The 19,012-nt window shown below is 57.2% G+C and carries 16 protein-coding genes; 12 read left to right on the forward strand and 4 right to left on the reverse strand.

What is annotated here, in order from left to right; genetic code table 11:
- Positions 1–102 precede the first annotated feature (102 nt).
- The 6 genes from clpX to ACNY69_RS00730 all read left to right on the forward strand — a co-directional run bounded on the left by clpX (position 103) and on the right by ACNY69_RS00730 (position 7,513).
- A complete protein-coding gene (clpX, locus tag ACNY69_RS00705; RefSeq protein WP_111140962.1) occupies positions 103–1,374 on the forward strand; it encodes an ATP-dependent protease ATP-binding subunit ClpX in 1,272 nt (423 codons plus the stop codon).
- 186 nt (positions 1,375–1,560) lie between these two features.
- Positions 1,561–3,915 carry an endopeptidase La gene (gene lon, locus ACNY69_RS00710; protein ID WP_111140961.1) on the forward strand — a complete coding sequence of 785 codons (2,355 nt, stop codon included), beginning with the start codon at positions 1,561–1,563 and terminating at the stop codon, positions 3,913–3,915.
- A 213-nt stretch (positions 3,916–4,128) separates the two neighbouring features.
- On the forward strand, positions 4,129–4,401 hold the full coding sequence (gene hupB / locus ACNY69_RS00715) for a nucleoid-associated protein HU-beta (protein ID WP_033731763.1): 273 nt from the start codon (positions 4,129–4,131) through the stop codon (positions 4,399–4,401).
- Positions 4,402–4,648: 247 nt separating this feature from the next.
- Positions 4,649–6,517 carry a peptidylprolyl isomerase gene (ppiD, locus tag ACNY69_RS00720; protein ID WP_367396136.1) on the forward strand — a complete coding sequence of 623 codons (1,869 nt, stop codon included), beginning with the start codon at positions 4,649–4,651 and terminating at the stop codon, positions 6,515–6,517.
- Positions 6,518–6,657: 140 nt separating this feature from the next.
- Entirely contained in the window at positions 6,658–7,014 is a 357-nt protein-coding gene (locus ACNY69_RS00725; protein WP_293770844.1) for a ComEA family DNA-binding protein, read from the forward strand.
- Between the two features lie 100 nt (positions 7,015–7,114).
- Positions 7,115–7,513, forward strand: coding sequence for a YbgC/FadM family acyl-CoA thioesterase (locus tag ACNY69_RS00730; RefSeq protein WP_111140959.1), 399 nt, complete (start codon positions 7,115–7,117; stop codon positions 7,511–7,513).
- 49 nt (positions 7,514–7,562) lie between these two features.
- Here the strand turns inward: ACNY69_RS00730 and queC are convergent, their stop codons facing one another.
- Both queC and ACNY69_RS00740 read right to left on the reverse strand, forming a co-directional pair.
- Positions 7,563–8,258, reverse strand: coding sequence for a 7-cyano-7-deazaguanine synthase QueC (queC, locus tag ACNY69_RS00735; protein WP_111140958.1), 696 nt, complete (start codon positions 8,256–8,258; stop codon positions 7,563–7,565).
- 41 nt (positions 8,259–8,299) lie between these two features.
- Complete coding sequence (locus ACNY69_RS00740) at positions 8,300–10,018, reverse strand: SgrR family transcriptional regulator (protein ID WP_418797138.1); 1,719 nt, start codon at positions 10,016–10,018, stop codon at positions 8,300–8,302.
- A gap of 92 nt (positions 10,019–10,110) precedes the next feature.
- Between ACNY69_RS00740 and cof the strand changes: the two genes are divergently transcribed.
- Entirely contained in the window at positions 10,111–10,932 is an 822-nt protein-coding gene (gene cof, locus ACNY69_RS00745) for an HMP-PP phosphatase (RefSeq protein ID WP_293770842.1), read from the forward strand.
- A gap of 34 nt (positions 10,933–10,966) precedes the next feature.
- Here cof and ACNY69_RS00750 read toward each other — a convergent pair whose 3' ends face one another.
- Positions 10,967–12,001 (reverse strand): PLP-dependent cysteine synthase family protein, encoded by a 1,035-nt coding sequence (locus ACNY69_RS00750; RefSeq protein WP_418797140.1) that lies wholly within the window; start codon positions 11,999–12,001, stop codon positions 10,967–10,969.
- 116 nt (positions 12,002–12,117) lie between these two features.
- Between ACNY69_RS00750 and ACNY69_RS00755 the strand changes: the two genes are divergently transcribed.
- From ACNY69_RS00755 to amtB, 5 genes are all read left to right on the forward strand, one after another.
- Positions 12,118–12,579: an Lrp/AsnC family transcriptional regulator gene (locus ACNY69_RS00755; RefSeq protein ID WP_111140970.1), complete on the forward strand. Its 462-nt coding sequence runs from the start codon at positions 12,118–12,120 to the stop codon at positions 12,577–12,579.
- Between the two features lie 24 nt (positions 12,580–12,603).
- A complete protein-coding gene (locus ACNY69_RS00760; RefSeq protein WP_418797141.1) occupies positions 12,604–14,373 on the forward strand; it encodes a SmdA family multidrug ABC transporter permease/ATP-binding protein in 1,770 nt (589 codons plus the stop codon).
- The gene (locus tag ACNY69_RS00765; RefSeq protein WP_367396140.1) at positions 14,366–16,141 is read left to right on the forward strand and encodes a SmdB family multidrug efflux ABC transporter permease/ATP-binding protein; all 1,776 of its coding nucleotides are present in this window, start codon (positions 14,366–14,368) and stop codon (positions 16,139–16,141) included. Before ACNY69_RS00760 ends, ACNY69_RS00765 begins: the two co-directional genes overlap by 8 nt.
- 257 nt (positions 16,142–16,398) lie before the next feature.
- On the forward strand, positions 16,399–16,737 hold the full coding sequence (gene glnK / locus ACNY69_RS00770; protein WP_003850469.1) for a P-II family nitrogen regulator: 339 nt from the start codon (positions 16,399–16,401) through the stop codon (positions 16,735–16,737).
- 34 nt (positions 16,738–16,771) lie between these two features.
- The gene (gene amtB, locus ACNY69_RS00775; protein ID WP_293770840.1) at positions 16,772–18,058 is read left to right on the forward strand and encodes an ammonium transporter AmtB; all 1,287 of its coding nucleotides are present in this window, start codon (positions 16,772–16,774) and stop codon (positions 18,056–18,058) included.
- Between the two features lie 47 nt (positions 18,059–18,105).
- Here amtB and tesB read toward each other — a convergent pair whose 3' ends face one another.
- Positions 18,106–18,969: an acyl-CoA thioesterase II gene (tesB, locus tag ACNY69_RS00780; RefSeq protein WP_111140293.1), complete on the reverse strand. Its 864-nt coding sequence runs from the start codon at positions 18,967–18,969 to the stop codon at positions 18,106–18,108.
- Between the last annotated feature and the right edge of the window lie 43 nt (positions 18,970–19,012).

Below are 19,012 nucleotides of genomic sequence, written 5' to 3' on the forward strand. Positions count from 1 at the left end.
TATCGGGACAACGGTACTGTAATGGGTTGAATGAATTTCGGCCGTCTCAGCACGGCCAGCGCCATACGCGGGTATGGCCTGAGAACAGGAAGAGGTTAACTGATGACAGATAAGCGCAAAGACGGTTCAGGAAAGTTGCTGTACTGCTCTTTTTGCGGCAAAAGCCAGCATGAAGTGCGAAAGCTGATTGCCGGGCCGTCAGTGTATATCTGCGATGAGTGTGTTGACCTGTGCAACGACATCATTCGCGAAGAGATTAAAGAAGTCGCTCCGCACCGCGAACGTAGTGCTCTGCCTACCCCACATGAAATCCGCCATCACCTCGATGACTATGTCATTGGTCAGGAAAGAGCGAAGAAAGTGCTGGCGGTGGCGGTCTACAACCACTACAAGCGTCTGCGTAACGGCGATACCAGCAACGGTATTGAACTGGGCAAAAGTAACATTCTGCTGATCGGCCCGACCGGGAGCGGTAAAACGCTGCTGGCCGAAACCCTGGCTCGCCTGCTTGATGTGCCTTTCACCATGGCTGATGCCACCACGCTGACCGAAGCGGGTTACGTGGGTGAAGACGTTGAAAACATCATCCAGAAACTGCTGCAGAAGTGCGATTACGATGTGCAGAAAGCGCAGCGCGGCATCGTCTATATCGATGAAATTGACAAAATTTCACGTAAGTCTGACAACCCGTCGATTACCCGTGACGTGTCAGGCGAAGGCGTCCAGCAGGCTCTGCTGAAACTGATCGAAGGCACCGTGGCAGCCGTTCCGCCACAGGGCGGGCGTAAGCATCCGCAGCAGGAATTCTTACAGGTCGATACCTCTAAGATCCTGTTTATCTGCGGCGGCGCATTCGCCGGTCTGGACAAGGTGATCTCCCAGCGTGTTGAAACCGGCTCCGGTATCGGTTTCGGCGCAACCGTCAAAGGGAAATCGCAGAAAGCCAGCGAAGGCGAACTGCTTTCACAGTGTGAGCCTGAAGATCTGATCAAATTTGGTCTGATTCCGGAGTTCATCGGTCGTCTGCCTGTGGTGGCAACCCTGAGTGAACTCAGCGAAGAAGCGCTGATCCAGATCCTGCGTGAACCGAAAAACGCCCTGACAAAACAGTACCAGGCGCTGTTTAACCTGGAAGGCGTTGAGCTGGAGTTCCGTGACGAGGCATTAACGGCAATCGCGAAAAAGGCGATGTCACGTAAAACCGGTGCGCGTGGTCTGCGTTCAATCGTAGAAGGTGCGTTGCTGGAAACGATGTATGACCTGCCTTCGATGGACGATGTAGAGAAAGTCGTGATTGATGAATCAGTTATTGATGGTCAGTCTGATCCTATGTTGATCTACGGAAAGCATGAAGCCCAGGCATCTGGCGAATAAATAAACAGATCGTCCATGTCGTACTCGTAAAAAAGGGGAAAATTTTTCCCCTTTTGCTTTTCTCGCCTCTGTGACGTTGAATGTCGGACAATCATCCCCATATACTCAGATACCTGTGGGTTTAACTGCATACCTGCCTGATGCGGTTCCCATCACCTGGCGGACATTAAACAAAGAGAGAGCTCTATGAATCCTGAGCGTTCTGAACGCATTGAAATCCCCGTGTTGCCGCTGCGCGACGTGGTGGTTTATCCGCACATGGTAATTCCGTTGTTTGTTGGCCGGGAAAAATCAATTCGGTGCCTTGAAGCCGCAATGGATCATGATAAAAAAATCATGCTGGTCGCACAGAAAGAGGCTTCAACGGATGAACCTGGCATTAACGATCTCTTCTCAGTAGGGACCGTTGCATCTGTATTGCAAATGCTGAAACTGCCGGATGGCACCGTCAAAGTTCTGGTCGAAGGTTTACAGCGCGCCCATATTACGACGCTGGCCGATAACGGTGACCATTTTGTAGCACAAGCTGAATATCTGGTGTCGCCAGAGATCGAAGAGCGCGAGCAGGAAGTGCTGGTGCGCACGGCGATCAATCAGTTTGAAGGCTATATCAAACTCAATAAAAAGATCCCACCCGAGGTGTTAACCTCGCTGAACAACATTGACGATGCGGCGCGCCTGGCCGACACCGTTGCGGCACATATGCCGCTGAAGCTGGCCGACAAACAGTCTGTGCTGGAGATGTCCGACGTTAATGAGCGTCTGGAATATCTGATGGCCATGATGGAATCTGAAATCGATCTGCTGCAGGTTGAGAAGCGCATTCGCAACCGCGTGAAGAAGCAGATGGAGAAGAGCCAGCGCGAGTACTATCTGAATGAGCAGATGAAAGCGATTCAGAAAGAGCTGGGCGAGATGGATGACGCGCCGGACGAGTATGAAGCGTTAAAACGCAAAATCGATGCGGCGAAAATGCCGGAAGAGGCGCGTGAGAAAGCGGACGCTGAGCTGCAGAAACTGAAAATGATGTCTCCGATGTCCGCAGAAGCGACCGTGGTTCGCGGCTATATCGACTGGATGGTGCAGGTTCCGTGGAACGCCCGCAGCAAAGTGAAAAAAGATCTGCGTAAGGCGCAGGAGACCCTGGATACCGACCATTACGGCCTGGAGCGCGTGAAGGATCGTATTCTTGAGTATCTTGCGGTGCAGAGTCGCGTCAGCAAAATCAAAGGCCCGATTCTGTGCCTGGTCGGACCGCCAGGGGTGGGTAAAACCTCGCTGGGTCAGTCGATCGCCAAAGCGACCGGCCGCAAATATGTGCGTATGGCGCTGGGCGGCGTGCGTGACGAAGCGGAAATCCGTGGTCACCGCCGGACTTACATCGGCTCCATGCCGGGTAAGCTGATCCAGAAAATGGCCAAGGTCGGGGTAAAAAACCCGCTGTTCCTGCTGGATGAGATCGACAAAATGTCCTCCGACATGCGTGGCGATCCTGCTTCTGCGCTGCTGGAAGTGCTCGATCCTGAGCAGAACATTGCGTTCAACGACCACTATCTGGAAGTCGACTATGACCTTTCCGATGTGATGTTCGTGGCGACTTCGAACTCCATGAACATTCCGGCGCCGCTGCTGGATCGTATGGAAGTCATCCGTCTGTCGGGCTATACCGAGGATGAGAAGCTGAACATCGCCAAGCAGCACCTGCTGACCAAGCAGATCGAACGTAACGCGCTGAAAGCCAGCGAAATTACGGTCGAGGACAGCGCGATTATCGGCATCATCCGTTATTACACCCGTGAAGCCGGGGTGCGTAGCCTTGAGCGTGAGCTGTCGAAACTGTGCCGTAAAGCGGTGAAATCACTGCTGATGGACAAGAGTAAAAAGCACATCACCATCAATGGCGAAAACCTCAAGGATTTCCTGGGCGTTCAGCGCTTTGACTACGGCCGTGCCGACAGTGAAAACCGCGTGGGTCAGGTCACCGGTCTGGCGTGGACCGAAGTGGGCGGCGATCTGCTGACCATCGAAACCGCCTGCGTACCGGGTAAAGGTAAGCTGACCTACACCGGCTCTCTGGGCGAGGTGATGCAGGAGTCAATTCAGGCTGCACTGACGGTCGTGCGTGCCCGTGCAGAGAAGCTGGGCATCAATGGTGACTTCTACGAAAAACGCGATATTCACGTTCACGTTCCTGAAGGTGCCACACCGAAAGATGGCCCGAGTGCTGGTATCGCCATGTGTACGGCGCTGGTCTCCTGTCTGACCGGAAACCCGGTGCGGGCGGATGTGGCAATGACCGGTGAGATCACCCTGCGCGGTCAGGTGCTGCCGATTGGCGGACTGAAAGAGAAACTGCTGGCCGCACACCGTGGTGGCATCAAAACCGTGCTGATCCCGGACGACAACAAACGTGACCTGGAAGACATTCCACAGAACGTGATTGCCGACCTGGAGATCCATCCGGTGAAGCGCATTGAAGAGGTGCTGAATCTGGCCCTGGAAAATGCGCCATACGGTATGCAGGTCGCGACAGCAAAATAGTGATTAACGGCATAAACCGTTAAAAAGCGGAGCTGGCAAGGCAATTGGCGCTTGCCAGCTTTTTTTTGTGCCGCTAATTTAGGTGGCTGCCGACGCGACGATCTCAGAGAAAACCCGTTGTTTCGGCTCCACAGGCTTGATATAACTTGCTGCGCGTTCGTACCCGGCCGGAAGCCCGGTGCGATGTGAAATAATAAAGAGGGGATGAAGAGAGTGAATAAGTCACAATTGATCGACAAAATTGCTGCTGATGCTGATATTTCTAAAGCGGCAGCGGGACGTGTTTTAGATGCATTTATGGGTTCCGTTTCAGATGCGCTGAAAGAGGGTGACGAAGTGGCCCTGGTCGGTTTCGGCACTTTCTCCGTGCGTGACCGCGCGGCACGTACCGGTCGTAACCCGCAAACCGGTAAAGAGATCACCATCCCGGCCGGTAAAGTACCCGGTTTCCGTGCTGGTAAAGCATTGAAAGACGCAGTCAATTAATAACAACGAATAGATTCATTGACGCATTTTCTTCAGTGGATTAGAGGACGCTTTGCGCGTTCTCATGTAACATACGGGCACATCAATCAGATGTGCCTTTTTTGTTTTAACCGGTGAGAATCGGGCCGTAAAATGGACCAGGACCGGATTGAGACTGCCAGCGGAGCCAGCAGTTACGTGAGACGCCAGCCAGTGGCGAATTGCGACCGAGCTTTACATTCACACTACAGCGGAGTGTTGCCATACCATGATGGACAATTTACGCGCGGCGTCGAACCATGTCGTGCTCAAGATTATTTTGGGGCTGATTATCCTCTCCTTTGTGCTGACGGGCGTTGGCAACTATCTGATTGGCGGCAATAACGACTATGCAGCCAAAGTAAACGGTCAGGAGATCAGCCGGGGACAGCTGGAGCAGGCGTTTAACAGCGAACGCAACCGTCAGCAGCAGATGCTGGGCGACCAGTTCTCGCAGCTGGCCAGTAACGACGGCTATATGCAGCAGATCCGCCAGCAGGCGCTGTCGCAGCTGATCGATCAGGCGCTGCTCGACAGCTACATCAAAGATCTTCATCTCAGCATCAGCGACGATCAGGTCAAACAGGCGATCTTCAATCAGAAGGCGTTCCAGACCAACGGCAAATTCGACAACGCGAAATATCTGGGCCTGATCGGCAACATGGGCTTTAGCGCGGATCAATATGCGGAAGCGCTGCGCAAGCAGCTCTCCAATCAGCAGCTGATCAATGCGGTGGCGAACACCGACTTCACGCTGAAAGGCGAAGCCAGCAAGCTGGTTGATCTGGTGTCGCAGCAGCGTGAAATCCGTCAGGCCACACTGGACGTCAACGCGCTGGCAGCGAAACAGACCGTAACCGACGATGAAATCAGCCAGTATTATCAGCAGCATAAAAGCAGCTTTATGGCGCCGGAACAGTTCCGGGTCAGCTACCTGCTGATGGATGCAGCCAGCATGCAGCAGGCAGCCAGCGATGCCGATATTCAGGCCTGGTACGATCAGCATAAAGCGGATTACACCCAGCCACAGCGCAACCGCTACAGCGTGATTCAGACAAAAACAGAAGCCGATGCCAATGCGGTGCTGGCGCAGCTGAAAGCGGGAGCCAGCTTTGCTGACGTGGCAAAAGCCAAATCGATTGACCCGATCTCTGCCCGTAAAGGCGGCGATATGGGCTGGCTGGAACCCTCAACGACGCCGGATGAGCTGAAAAATGCCGGGCTGACGGAGAAAGGCCAGATGTCAGGCGTGATCAAATCCTCTGTCGGCTTCCTGGTGGTTCGCCTGGATGATATCCAGCCAGAGCAGGTGAAATCGCTGGATGAGGTTCGCAGCGCCGTAGCGGCCAAAGTGAAGCAGGAGAAGGGCGTGGATGCCTTCTACAAACTGCAGCAGAAGGTCAGCGAAGCAGCCAGCAATGACAACGAGTCACTGGCGGGTGCCGAGCAGGCGTCTGGTCTGAAAGCGAAAGAGACCGGCTGGTTCAGTCAGGATACGCTGCCAGCGGAGCTGAATTTCGATGCGGTGAAACAGGCGATCTTCAATGGCGGTCTGGTGGGCCAGAACGGCGCGCCGGGCAACAACTCTGACATCATCACCGTCGATGGCGATCGTGCTTTTGTGCTGCGTATCAGTGAGCATAAACCGGAAGCGGTAAAACCGCTGGATCAGGTTAAAGCGCAGATCACCGACACGCTGAAGCATGACAAAGCAACGCAGCAGGCCAAAGCTCAGGCAGATAAGCTGCTGGCCGACCTGAAAGCCGGTAAGCAGGATGCGCTGACGGCGGCAGGTCTGACGCTGAGCGCCAGCAAGACCGTAGATCGTAATGCACAGGATCCGGTGGCTCAGACTGCTTTCAATCTGCCTCAGCCAGCGGAAAACAAACCCTCCTGGGGTGTCAGCGAAGATATGCAGGGCAACGTCGTGCTGGTGGCGGTCGATAAGGTTAAAACCGGCAGCATGCCGCAGGCGCAGATTGACGAGATGGTCAAAGGCGTCACGCAGAACAATGCGCAGCTGACGTTTGAAGCACTGCTGCAGAACCTGCGTAAAGAGGCCAAAATCAAGTACGGCGCAGCCGCACAAATGCAGTAAGCCTCGCAGAAACTGTGTAACGACTGTAACAATCAAAGGCCGCATTCGCGGCCTTTTCCATTTCTGTCATCCGGTGTTTGAGCCCTGTGCAGGGCAGTGACACGCTGTCGCTGCTGTTTACACACAAGGAGAAACACAGCATGGCTAAATCACAACTTATTGCCCTCTATTTTTCACTCGCGCTGGGCGGCGCACTCTGTCACAGCGTCTCACTGGCTGCGGAACCGGAACCGGCTGGCAGCGTCGTTACGCAACATGCCTCACCGGGATTGTTGCCGGAGAACAGCCCGCCGCCGCAACAGGAACAGGTCAGCATCAACCAGGCGACAGCCGAACAGCTCTCTGCTGCCATGAATGGCGTGGGGCTGAAAAAGGCTCAGGCGATTGTGAACTACCGCGAACAGTACGGGCCCTTTAGTGCCATTCAGCAACTCAGCGAAGTGCCGGGCATTGGTAATGCGCTGATTGAACGTAATGCAGCCAGGCTGAAACTGTGAGGCAGTACACATCGGTGATGCTTAATCTCCCTGAGCCAGGCCACTCTGCTAAAGTGAGCAGGTCCAACCAGTTAACCTGAGCGAGCAGGAGAGCATCACCATGCAGACCATAATAAAAGTGCGCGGCTATCATCTGGATGTCTATCAGCACGTTAACAATGCACGCTATCTTGAGTTTCTTGAGGAGGCGCGCTGGCAATGGCTGGAAGAGGTTGAGGCATTTCACTGGTTGCTGGAACAGAAGCTGGCTTTCGTCGTGGTCAATATCAACATCAACTACCGTCGTCCGGCCGTGCTGGGCGACGTGCTGGCGATAGAGAGTGAGATCACCCAGCTAAATGGCAGAAGCGGCATTATTGCTCAGCGGGTAATGCTGGCAGGCCAGGAGACCGTGGTGGCGGATGCCGCACTGACCTTTGTCTGCATCGATTTGCAGACTCAGAAGGCCGTTGCGCTTGAAGGGGAGCTCCGCGAGCGCCTGATGCGCCTGATGGCCTGAGATGGAAAGGAGGGCAGAGCGAAAAGCTCTGCCGCCTTACCGGATGGCTTCAGTTCAGGCCGCTTTTCGCTTTCATAGCCGCCATCACGCCCGGCCGATCGTCCAGATAGGCCTGTAAACCCCTGGCCCGCAAATGACAGGCCGCGCACTCACCACAGCCGTCGCCTTTTACGCCGTTGTAGCAGGTCAGCGTCTGCTCGCGTACCAGGGAGAGCTGTTGCCAGTAGTCCGCCAGCGCCCAGGTTTCCGCTTTGTTGAGCCACATCAGCGGCGTTTCGAAACGGATCGTGCGCGCCATACCCAGCGTAACCGCCTGGTTCAGGGCTTTGACAAACTCATCGCGGCAGTCGGGATAGCCGGAAAAATCGGTCTCACAGACGCCGGTGATCACTGCTTCCGCCTCGACCTGATAGGCGTAAACCGAGGCCAGCGTCAGGAAGAGAATATTGCGTCCGGGAACGAACGTACTGGGCAAACCGCTGGCCGCAGGATCGTAAGCCGGTACCGGAATGTTATCCCGGGTCAGGCTGCTGACGGCAAGTTCGTTCAGCATGGTGACATCCAGCACTTTATGCGCGCGCGCACCCAGCTTCAACGCCAGATCCTGGGCCACCTCGATCTCTTCCCGGTGGCGCTGCCCATAATCGAAGGTGACGCAGTGGACTTCATCATAAAGCTGCAGAGCCTGGATCAGGCAGGTGGTGGAATCCTGTCCACCGCTGAAAACAACAACCGCGCGTTTCATGGCATTTTCCTGGTAATGAATTTTGCGCCTATGGTAATGCCTCATTCCGTTGCTGAACAGCGGCAGGATGGATCGATGGGGGGCGGGATCCAGGCGCGGCTGAAATCGAACCAGCCCAGCGTGTTCAGCTCAATGCCCTCTACGCCGGGCGGCGCATGGATCTGATAGCGATAATTAAACAGGGGCAGCAGGATACCGTCGCGCATCAGCCGATCGTAAAGCTGGTGCAGCGCGTGGCTACGGGCTTCGCCATCCACGATCTGCCGGATAGTCTGCAGCTGCGCCGCCACCTGTTTGCCCTGCGCGCCAGACCACAGCGGTCGCCAGAGCGGATCAATCTGCAACCAGCTCGCCAGCGTAAAGATCGGCGCATCGCCAATCAGCCGATCGCCCATTACGATATCCGCCTCATCAGGCGGGGCGAGGGTGTGCCAGTTTTTTACCGAATGAAACACCACCTTCAGGATGCAGCCGTGCGCTTCCAGCAGCGCCACCAGCGCCTGCGACATCTCATGCAGCTCCACCGGTAACTGATAATGCAGCGTCAGGGATGCCGGTAAAGGAACCGGGTCGTCATCAAATAGCGGTACGCCCCAGCCGGGTAGCAGCTCCCGGCTGGGAGTGATCAATCCCTCATCCAGTGGTAACCGGCTGACGATGCCGCTCTGCTGGATCAGCTGAAAAAGTCTGCGCGCCTGGCTGGCGGAAAAACCGGCCCGCGGGCGGCAGACCAGGTAGCAGAAGCCGAGACTGATGCTGCTGCTGACCGGCTGCAGCGTCCTGAGTGCGGCGGGTTCGCCTATCGCAATCTGCACCGGATGACGACAGCTGCTGCCCAGGCTGGGATCAAACAGCTGCGGCGTAATCCAGTACTCCACCGCCTGCAGCAGCGGCTGCTGCAGATGCCAGCGCGCATGGCTTTCGATCCTGACCAGCTCGGGGCTGAAGTGTCGCAGTTTCCAGGGGCCGCTGCCGATGGCGGGTTCTGTGGGGTGGGGCAGCAGGCACAGCAGGTGGGCGAGGCGATGGGGCAGCCAGAAATCTGGCTGGCGCAGGGTAAACCGCACAGCCAGCGGATGGGGCGCATCAATGCCGGTCACCTCCGCCAGCAGCAGGCTGACGCGCTTATCCTGCAGCAGCTGGCGGAACTGCGTGACCAGTTGTCCGGCCCGAACGGGCTCATCGTTGTGCCACATCAGCTGTGGCCGCAGCCAGAACAGCCAGTGGCAGGCCGTTTCATCGTGCTGCCAGTGATGCGCCAGATCGCCGACCGGCTCATCCTGCTCAAAGCGGGTCAGGCCGGAATAGATCTGACGAACCAGATGCTGCTCAGCGCGACCGGCAATCTGGCGTGGATCGGTGCTTTCCATCGGTCGATAGTAGGGGATGCGCAGAACCGGCGTATCATTCTGCCACTGGCCGCCCATCAGGGGCCGCAGCATATTGATCAGCCTTTCCGGCGGCAGATCCAGCAGCTGCAGGGCCTCCGCCGCCTCGCCAGCTTCAAGCTGCCGTTGCAGGAGCTGCTGGCGTAACTGTTCCGGTGTGCGCAGAAACCGCAGCTGCCCCAGTTTGCCGCGACCGGGTTCGCCCTGCCAGCTGAGCCAGCCTGCCTGCTGCCATTGTGACAGCAGGGTACGCAGATGACGCTCGCTGCAGATGCAGTGGCGGGCCATCTCCGCTACGCAGGTCTGCTGTGGCGCGCCCTGACTTTGCTGCCACAGACGCTGAAACTGATTGAGACGGTTAAGCTGGCGCATTCTAAACCCGGAACAATTTTTTCAAAGTATTCACTATTAGTTCCGCAATTAACAGGCAATAGTGGACTTCCTCTTTCAGCAGGAGATCACTCATGGTGCGTTTAGCGGCGTTCGATATGGATGGCACACTGTTACTGCCAAATCATCAACCGGGACAGCAGACGCTCGACACTCTGCAGGCGCTGCATCAGCGCGGCATTCATCTGGTGCTGGCGACGGGACGTCATCTGCTGGAGATGCAGATGTTACGTGAGAAAATGGCGCTGCCCGCGTGGCTGATCACCGGCAATGGCACCCGCGTTCATGACCCGTCCGGTCAGCTGATTGCTGCGCAGGATCTGCCCGCTGCCGTGGCAGAAACGGTGATCCACGGTCACTGGACAACCTCCGCTTCCCTGCATGTTTTCAATGATCAGGGATGGTTTACCGACCGTCCGCGGCCTGAACTGCTCAACGCTCATCAGATGAGCGGATTCCGCTATCAGCTCTGCGATCTGAAAGCACTGCCCGCGCATCAGGTGACTAAAATCTGTTTTATTGACGAGCACCCGCGCCTGCTGGCGCTGAAAACAGAGCTGGATGTGGCGCTGGGCGATCAGGCCGATATCTGTTTTTCCGCTGTGAATTGTCTGGAGGTGCTGCCCGCAGGCTGCAACAAAGGCAGCGCCCTGAGTCAGTTATGTGAGCATCTGTCGCTGACAATGGCGGAGTGTATGGCGTTTGGTGACGCAATGAACGATCGCGAAATGCTGGCGCAGGCCGGACAGGGCTTCATCATGGGCAATGCGATGGCGCAGCTGAAAGCCGCGCTGCCGCATCTGCCGGTAATCGGCCATTGCGAGAGACAGGCCGTGTCTCATTACTTAAATCACTGGCTGGCAACGCCCCACCTCGCGTATTCCCCCGAATGCTGAGGTTTGCCGTGTACCGGACAGGATGTCCGGTTTTTTACGCCAGCTCGCGCTGCCAGGGCGTGATATCGCCGATATGTTTTGCCACCCACTCAGGCTGATAGTAGCTGTCGGGATAGCGCTCACCGCTGTCGCACAGCAGGGTGACCAGCGATCCCCGCTGGTTCGCGGCCCGTAAACGTTTTGCCACCTGCATCATGCCCCAGAAGTTGGTGCCGGTTGAGGCGCCGGGTTTGCGTCCCAGAATACTCTCCAGCTTCAGCATCGCGGCCAGCGTCGCGCCATCCGGTACTTTCACCATTTCATCGATCACGTCCGGCATAAATGATGGCTCTACCCGGGGACGGCCAATGCCCTCAATCAGGCTGCCGCGCGTGCTGGTCAGCGTGGCATCGCGCTGCTGCCAGTAATCGAAAAAGACCGAGTGTTGCGGATCGACCACCAGCAGTTTTGTTTCCAGTCCCTGATAGCGGATATAGCGGCCCAGCGTGGCCGAGGTGCCGCCGGTGCCCGCACTCATGATCACCGTATGCGGAATCGGGTAGGGCTCATGCTGCATCTGACGGAAGATGCTTTCCGCAATATTGTTATTGCCGCGCCAGTCGGTGGCGCGTTCCGCATAGGTGAACTGATCCATAAAGTGGCCGTTCAGCTCGCGCGCCAGCCGTTCAGATTCTGCATAGAGCTGGCAGGGATCCTCCACAAAGTGGCACTGGCCGCCATAAAAGGTGATCTGCTCGATTTTGCGCTTCGCGGTACTGGCAGGCATCACCGCAATAAAGGGCAGTCCCAGCAGCCTTGCGAAGTACGCCTCAGAAACGGCAGTGCTGCCTGACGAGGCTTCAATAATCGGCGTATTCTGCTTAATCCAGCCGTTGGAGAGGCCGTAGAGAAACAGCGAACGAGCCAGCCGATGTTTAAGGCTGCCGCTGGGATGGGTGCTCTCATCTTTCAGGTAGAACCAGATGCCGGGAAAGTCCGCCAGATCGAAACGGATCAGATGGGTTTCCGCCGAACGTTGAAAGTCAGCGTTAATTTCGTTGATAGCGTGGCGAATCCAGCAGGTGTGCATCTCAGGTGTCCGGTAAACAATGATGTGGCTATTTTATGGCACACGCAGGAAAAAGAGATTGCATAATTGCCGCTAAAATCGCACCGGTGGAGAAAACCATTCTCTCGGAGCCGCAAATGTTAGATAAAACTGACCTGAAATTACTGGCGCTGCTGCAGCAGGACTGTACCCTGTCACTGCAATCGCTGGCGGAGGCCGTCAACCTCACGACCACGCCCTGCTGGAAGCGCCTGAAAAAGCTGGAAGATGATGGCATTATTCGCGCACGCGTGGCGCTGCTGGACGGGGATAAAATCGGGCTGTCACTGACGGCCTTTATGTTTGTGAAAACCCAGCAGCACAGCCGCGAGTGGTATCAGACTTTTGTCTCGGTCGTGAGCGGCATGCCGGAGGTGATGGCCTTTTACCGGATGGCGGGGGAGTATGACTATCTGCTGCGGATCCAGGTGGCCGATATGAAGAGCTATGATGCTTTCTACAAACGATTAGTGAATGGTGTGCCCGGCCTGATTGATGTCACCTCCAGCTTTGCCATGGAAGAGATTAAATACACCACGGCCTTACCCGTCGCCCCCTGAGGGCCTGAGATTGAGAACAGCGTTGTGCGATTATTCAGTCAATTAAGTTGGTATTTTCTGCGGGAGTGGCGGCGCTATCTGGGCGCGGTCATCCTGCTGATCGTGATTGCGATCCTGCAGCTCCTGCCGCCACATGTGGTTGGCGTGGTGGTGGATGGCGTGACGCGCGACAACATGAGCACCGGCCGTATCATGATGTGGATCGGGGTCATGCTGGCAACGGCGGTGGTGGTCTATCTGCTGCGTTATGTCTGGCGCGTGCTGCTGTTCGGGGCCTCCTACCAGCTGGCGGTTGAGCTGCGCGAAGATTTCTATCGCCAGCTGAGTCGTCAGCAACCCGCCTTCTATCTGCGTCACCGCACCGGCGATCTGATCGCCCGCGCCACCAATGATGTGGATCGGGTGGTATTTGCCGCCGGAGAGGGCGTTCTGACGCTGGTCGACTCGCTGGTGATGGGCTGCGTGGTGCTGCTGGTCATGAGCACGCAGATTAGCTGGCAGCTGACGCTGCTCGCGCTGGTGCCGATGCCGATCATGGCCATCGTCATCCATCGCTACGGCAATCAGCTGCATCACCGCTTTAAGCTGGCGCAGGCCGCCTTCTCCAGCCTCAACGATCAGACGCAGGAGAGCCTGACCAGTATCCGGATGATAAAGGCCTTCGGACTTGAGCAGCATCAGTCGCAGCAGTTTGCCGATATTGCCCGCGATACCGGGGAAAAGAACCTGCGCGTGGCGCGGGTCGATGCCCGTTTTGATCCGACCATCTATATCGCAATCGGCTTCTCTAACCTGCTGGCGATTGGCGGCGGCAGCTGGCTGGTGTGGCACGATCAGATGACGCTGGGCCAGCTCACCAGCTTTGTCATGTACCTGGGCCTGATGATCTGGCCGATGCTGGCGCTGGCGTGGATGTTTAATATTGTCGAGCGCGGCAGCGCGGCCTGGAGCCGCATCGGCGCGCTGCTGGCCGAGGCACCGGCGGTGGAGGATGGCGACACCACTCTGCCAGCCGAACCTGGCACGCTGCAGGTCGCCATTCGCGCGTTCAATTACCCGGCCAGTGCCGGTCCGGTGCTGAGCGACGTCAGCTTCCAGCTGAAACCGGGCGAGATGCTGGGGCTGTGCGGCCCCACCGGCAGTGGCAAAAGCACCCTGCTGAGCCTGATTCAGCGCCACTTCGATATTCAGCAGGGCGACATCCGCTATCACCAGATCCCGCTGCCGCAGCTGCGGCTGGACAGCTGGCGCAGCCGTCTGGCGGTCGTCAGCCAGACGCCGTTCCTCTTCTCCGACAGCGTGGCAAACAATATTGCGCTGGGGAAACCGGATGCCACCCGCGAGGAGATCGAACGGGCCGCCACGCTGGCCTGCGTGCATGATGATATCCTGCGTCTGCCGCAGGGCTATGAAACCGAGGTCGGGGAGCGCGGTGTGATGCTGTCGGGGGGGCAGAAACAGCGCCTGTCGATCGCCCGGGCGCTGCTGCTGAATGCCGAAATCCTGATTCTGGATGACGCGCTTTCGGCGGTGGATGGCCGGACCGAACACGAAATCCTGCATAACCTGCGGATCTGGGGGCAGGGGCGCACGCTGATTATCAGCGCCCATCGCCTGTCGGCCCTTACCGAAGCCAGCGAGATTCTGGTGCTGCAGCAGGGCCGTGTGGCGCTGCGGGGCGACCACGACGCGCTGACCAGCCAGGCGGGCTGGTATCGCGATATGTACCGTTACCAGCAACTGGAAGCCGCGCTGGATGATGATAAAAACGAAAAAGGAGTGCCGCATGGCTAAGTCCGGACGCGTGTGGCCGACCCTGAAACGTTTACTCAGCTACGGCAAACCCTGGCGTAAATCCCTGTCGCTGGCGGTGGGGATGCTATGGATCGCTGCCGCAGCAGAAGTGACCGGACCGGTGCTGGTCAGCTACTTTATCGATAACCTGGTGGCGAAACATCAGATGCCCTGGGGGCTGGTGGCCGGACTGGTGGCCGGTTTTATCCTGCTTCAGCTGCTGGCCGCCGCGCTGCACTACTGGCAGGCGCTGCTGTTTAATCGCGCCGCCATCGGGGTGGTACAGCGGTTACGCAGTGATGTGATGAACGCGGCGCTCTGTCAGCCGCTGAGCGCCTTTGATACCCAGCCGGTCGGGCAGATTATTTCACGTGTCACTAACGACACGGAAGTGATCCGCGATCTCTATGTCACCGTGGTTTCCACCGTACTGCGCAGTGCCGCGCTGGTCGGTGCCATGATGGTGGCGATGTTCACTCTTGACTGGCGCATGGCGCTGGTGGCGATGATGATCTTCCCGCTGGTACTGATGGTGATGTTTATCTATCAGCGCTACAGCACGCCGATTGCCCGCCGGGTTCGCAGCTATCTGGCTGACATCAACAACGGCTTTAACGAAGTGATCAGCGGCATGAGTGTCATCCAGCAGTTCCGCCAGCAGGCGCGGTTCGGTGAGCGGATGGGCGAAGCGAGCCGTTCCCACTATCTGGCACGCATGGAAACGCTGCGTCTTGATGGTTTTCTGCTGCGCCCGTTGCTGAGCCTGTTCTCCGCGATGGTGCTGTGCGGGCTGCTGATCCTGTTCAGTTTCTCCGTGCCTGGCGTGTTTGAGGTCGGGGTGCTCTACGCTTTTATTACCTATCTGGGCCGGCTGAATGAGCCGCTGATTGAGCTGACCACCCAGCAGTCGATGCTGCAGCAGGCGGTCGTCTCCGGTGAGCGCATTTTTGAACTGATGGATGCAGCACAGCAGCAGTATGGTGTCGATCAGCAACCTCTGGCGTCCGGTCGTATTACGCTGAACCAGCTGAGCTTTGCCTACCGCGAAAACCGCAACGTGCTGAGCGACATCAATCTGGAAGTCGCGCCGCGCGAATTTGTGGCGCTGGTGGGGCATACCGGCAGCGGAAAAAGCACCCTGGCGAATCTGCTGATGGGCTATTACCCGGTGACGCCTGGCGCAATCCGGATTGACGGTCGCCCCATCGGCGACCTCAGCCACGCCGTGCTGCGTCACGGTATCGCGATGGTGCAGCAGGATCCGGTGGTGCTCGCCGATACACTTCTGGCAAACGTGCGGCTGGGACGTGACATCAGCGAAGAGGCCGTCTGGCGGGTGCTGGAGCAGGTGCAGCTGGCTCCGCTGGCGCGTGCGCTGCCAGAGGGGATTCATACCCGTCTCGGCGAGCAGGGCAACAACCTGTCGGTGGGGCAGAAGCAGCTACTGGCACTGGCGCGGGTGCTGGTTGACCTGCCGCAGATCCTGATCCTGGATGAGGCGACGGCCAATATCGACTCCGGTACGGAGCAGGCTATTCAGCAGACCCTGACGACGCTGCGCCAGCACAGTACGCTGGTAGTGATTGCGCACCGGCTCTCGACGATTATCGAGGCAGACAAGATTCTGGTGCTGCATCGTGGTCACGTCGTGGAACAAGGCACCCATCAGCAACTGCTGGCGATGCAGGGCCGTTACTGGCAGATGTACCAGCTTCAGCAGGCGGGAGATGAACTGGCGTCGGGCGCGGCGGCGACCGCTGAAAGCTGAGTTGCACCTTTTTTGCGCACCTTTATCAGACTAATCTGTATAAATGCACTCCTTTGACGCCTGAAGCACCAAAGGAGTGCACTCAGCGACTGTGATCTCTGTCATACCGCGCGCCTGCGCAGCAGGCACTCTATACCATCCCTTGCCGCGTCTCGTCTGAACCACTGATTTGTGCCGGTTTTACACTCTGGCACAGGCTTTGCTTATATCCCTGCGTGTCCGTAAACGTTACTTATTTACTCGCTGGAGGGGATCCAATGAAGCTGGTTACCGTCGTAATTAAGCCATTCAAGCTGGAGGATGTGCGTGAAGCTTTATCCTCTATCGGCATTCAGGGGCTCACCGTCTCCGAAGTGAAAGGATTTGGTCGTCAGAAGGGCCATGCAGAGCTTTATCGCGGGGCTGAGTACAGCGTGAACTTTCTGCCCAAGGTCAAGATTGATATCGCGATTGCCGACGATCAGTTAGACGAAGTGGTGGATGTCATCAGCAAAGCAGCTTACACCGGCAAAATTGGCGACGGTAAAATTTTCGTGGCTGAACTGCAGCGCGTTATCCGTATTCGTACCGGCGAAACCGACGAAGCCGCTCTGTAATTACGACTCAGTACTGTGATGGGATGGGATAAAAATGAATAAAATGTTAGCGAAGTTGGGCCTCACCAGCCTGGCACTGTTACCCTCACTCGCGATGGCCGCGCCTGCCGTTGCGGACAAGGCTGATAACGCATTTATGATGATTTGCACCGCGCTGGTGCTGTTTATGTCAATTCCAGGTATTGCACTCTTTTACGGCGGCCTGATCCGCGGCAAAAACGTACTGTCGATGCTGACTCAGGTTGCGGTCACCTTCTCACTGGTCTGCGTGCTGTGGGTAGTCTACGGCTACTCGCTGGCCTTCAGCGAAGGCAACGCCTTTTTCGGCGGCTTCGGCTGGGCGATGCTGAAAAACATTCAGCTCACCGCCGTAATGGGCAGTTTCTATCAGTATATCCACGTAGCGTTCCAGGCCTCCTTTGCCTGCATCACCGTGGGGCTGATTGTGGGTGCCATTGCCGAACGTATCCGCTTCTCTGCCGTGCTGATCTTTGTCGGCGTCTGGCTGACGCTCTCTTACCTGCCTATCGCACACATGGTCTGGGCGGGCGGTTTCCTGGCCCAGGATGGCGCGCTGGACTTCGCTGGCGGTACGGTCGTACACATTAACGCCGCAGTCGCGGGCCTGGTGGGCGCTTACCTGGTAGGCAAACGTGCCGGTTTTGGCAAAGAAGCCTTTAAACCGCACAACCTGCCAATGGTCTTTACCGGAACGGCCATTCTTTATGTCGGCTGGTTCGGTTTCAACGCCGGTTCCGCGTCTGCGGCAAATGAAATTGCGGCGCTGGCCTTCCTGAACACCGTTGTTGCAACCGCGGGTGCCGTGCTGTCATGGACCTTCGGCGAGTGGGCGGTGCGTGGTAAACCTTCTCTGCTGGGTGCCTGTTCAGGCTTTATTGCCGGACTGGTTGCGATTACCCCAGCCTGTGGTTACGTCGGCGTGGGTGGCGCGTTAATTATCGGTCTGGTGGGTGGTCTGGCGGGCCTGTGGGGTGTGACCACCCTGAAAAAATGGCTGCGCGTGGACGATCCCTGCGATGTGTTCGGCGTGCATGGCGTGTGCGGCATCGTGGGCTGTATCCTGACGGGCGTGTTCGCGTCCTCTTCACTGGGCGGCGTAGGCTATGCACAAGGCGTAACCATGGGCCATCAGGTGTGGGTGCAGATCTTCAGCGTGGGCGTAACCGTTGTCTGGTCAGGTGTCGTCGCCTTCGTCGGCTTTAAGCTGGCCGATCTGATTGTTGGCCTGCGCGTGCCGGAAGAGCATGAGCGTGAAGGTCTGGATGTGAACAGCCACGGCGAGAACGCTTACAACCAGTAATCGTCGGGCAGCAAAAGAATCGGGGGGCGAGCAATCGCCCCCTTTTTTTATTCGCTGCGCTGACGCATCACGCCTTCCTGAACTGTTGAGGCTACCAGCACACCCTGCTGATTATAAAACTCCCCGCGGACGAAACCGCGCGCGCCGGACGCCGAGGTACTGACCACGCTGTAGAGCAGCCATTCGGTGAAGTCGAACGGACGATGGAACCACATCGAGTGGTCGATCGTCGCGACCTGCATATCCGGCTCCAGAAAGCCTTTGCCGTGCGGCTGCAGGGCAACCGGCAGGAAGTTAAGATCCGAGGCGTAGCCGAGCAGGTACTGATGGATACGCAGATCGTCGGGCAGTGGCCCGGTGGCCCGGATCCAGACCTGACGTTCAGGCTTATCCACATGTCCCCGCAGCGGATTGTGGATCTGCACCGGACGGATCTCCAGCGGGCGTTCGGCAATGAACTTTTCACGCAGTTTTTCGGGCAGCAGATGGGCCATCTTCTGCGCCATCGCCTGCTCGGTTAACAGATTCTCAGGGCCTGCCACCTGCGGCATCGGATTCTGATGTTCAAATCCCTGTTCCGGTGACTGGAAGGAGGCGGTCATATAGAAAATCGGCTGGCCGTTCTGAATGGCACTGACCCGCCGGGCGCTGAAGCTTTTGCCATCGCGCAGCGTTTCCACATCGTAAATAATCGCTTTCTGACTGTCGCCAGGCCGCAAAAAGTAGCTGTGAAAAGAGTGAACGGTGCGATCTTCCGCGACGGTCTGCTTTGCGGCATACAGCGCCTGACCCACTACCTGACCGCCAAACACCTGGCGCAGCCCCAGATCTTCGCTCTGGCCGCGATATAAACCCTCTTCCAGTTTTTCCAGATTCAATAAATTCAGCAGATTTTGCAGTGCCTGACTCATGGCGCATTCCTCAATGTAGTGACCTGCTCAGTGTGAAAGATCG

This window comes from Pantoea graminicola, assembly GCF_048452665.1.
Lineage (GTDB): Bacteria > Pseudomonadota > Gammaproteobacteria > Enterobacterales > Enterobacteriaceae > Pantoea.

Coding starts and splice junctions, on each gene's coding strand:
- ACNY69_RS00730 (WP_111140959.1), top strand. CDS start 7,115: ATGCAGACCATAATAAAAGTGCGCGGCTATCATCTGGATGTCTATCAG.
- glnK (WP_003850469.1), top strand. CDS start 16,399: ATGAAGCTGGTTACCGTCGTAATTAAGCCATTCAAGCTGGAGGATGTG.
- queC (WP_111140958.1), bottom strand. CDS start 8,258: ATGAAACGCGCGGTTGTTGTTTTCAGCGGTGGACAGGATTCCACCACC.
- ACNY69_RS00765 (WP_367396140.1), top strand. CDS start 14,366: ATGGCTAAGTCCGGACGCGTGTGGCCGACCCTGAAACGTTTACTCAGC.
- clpX (WP_111140962.1), top strand. CDS start 103: ATGACAGATAAGCGCAAAGACGGTTCAGGAAAGTTGCTGTACTGCTCT.
- ppiD (WP_367396136.1), top strand. CDS start 4,649: ATGATGGACAATTTACGCGCGGCGTCGAACCATGTCGTGCTCAAGATT.
- lon (WP_111140961.1), top strand. CDS start 1,561: ATGAATCCTGAGCGTTCTGAACGCATTGAAATCCCCGTGTTGCCGCTG.
- amtB (WP_293770840.1), top strand. CDS start 16,772: ATGAATAAAATGTTAGCGAAGTTGGGCCTCACCAGCCTGGCACTGTTA.
- cof (WP_293770842.1), top strand. CDS start 10,111: ATGGTGCGTTTAGCGGCGTTCGATATGGATGGCACACTGTTACTGCCA.
- ACNY69_RS00725 (WP_293770844.1), top strand. CDS start 6,658: ATGGCTAAATCACAACTTATTGCCCTCTATTTTTCACTCGCGCTGGGC.
- ACNY69_RS00740 (WP_418797138.1), bottom strand. CDS start 10,018: ATGCGCCAGCTTAACCGTCTCAATCAGTTTCAGCGTCTGTGGCAGCAA.
- tesB (WP_111140293.1), bottom strand. CDS start 18,969: ATGAGTCAGGCACTGCAAAATCTGCTGAATTTATTGAATCTGGAAAAA.
- ACNY69_RS00750 (WP_418797140.1), bottom strand. CDS start 12,001: ATGCACACCTGCTGGATTCGCCACGCTATCAACGAAATTAACGCTGAC.
- ACNY69_RS00755 (WP_111140970.1), top strand. CDS start 12,118: ATGTTAGATAAAACTGACCTGAAATTACTGGCGCTGCTGCAGCAGGAC.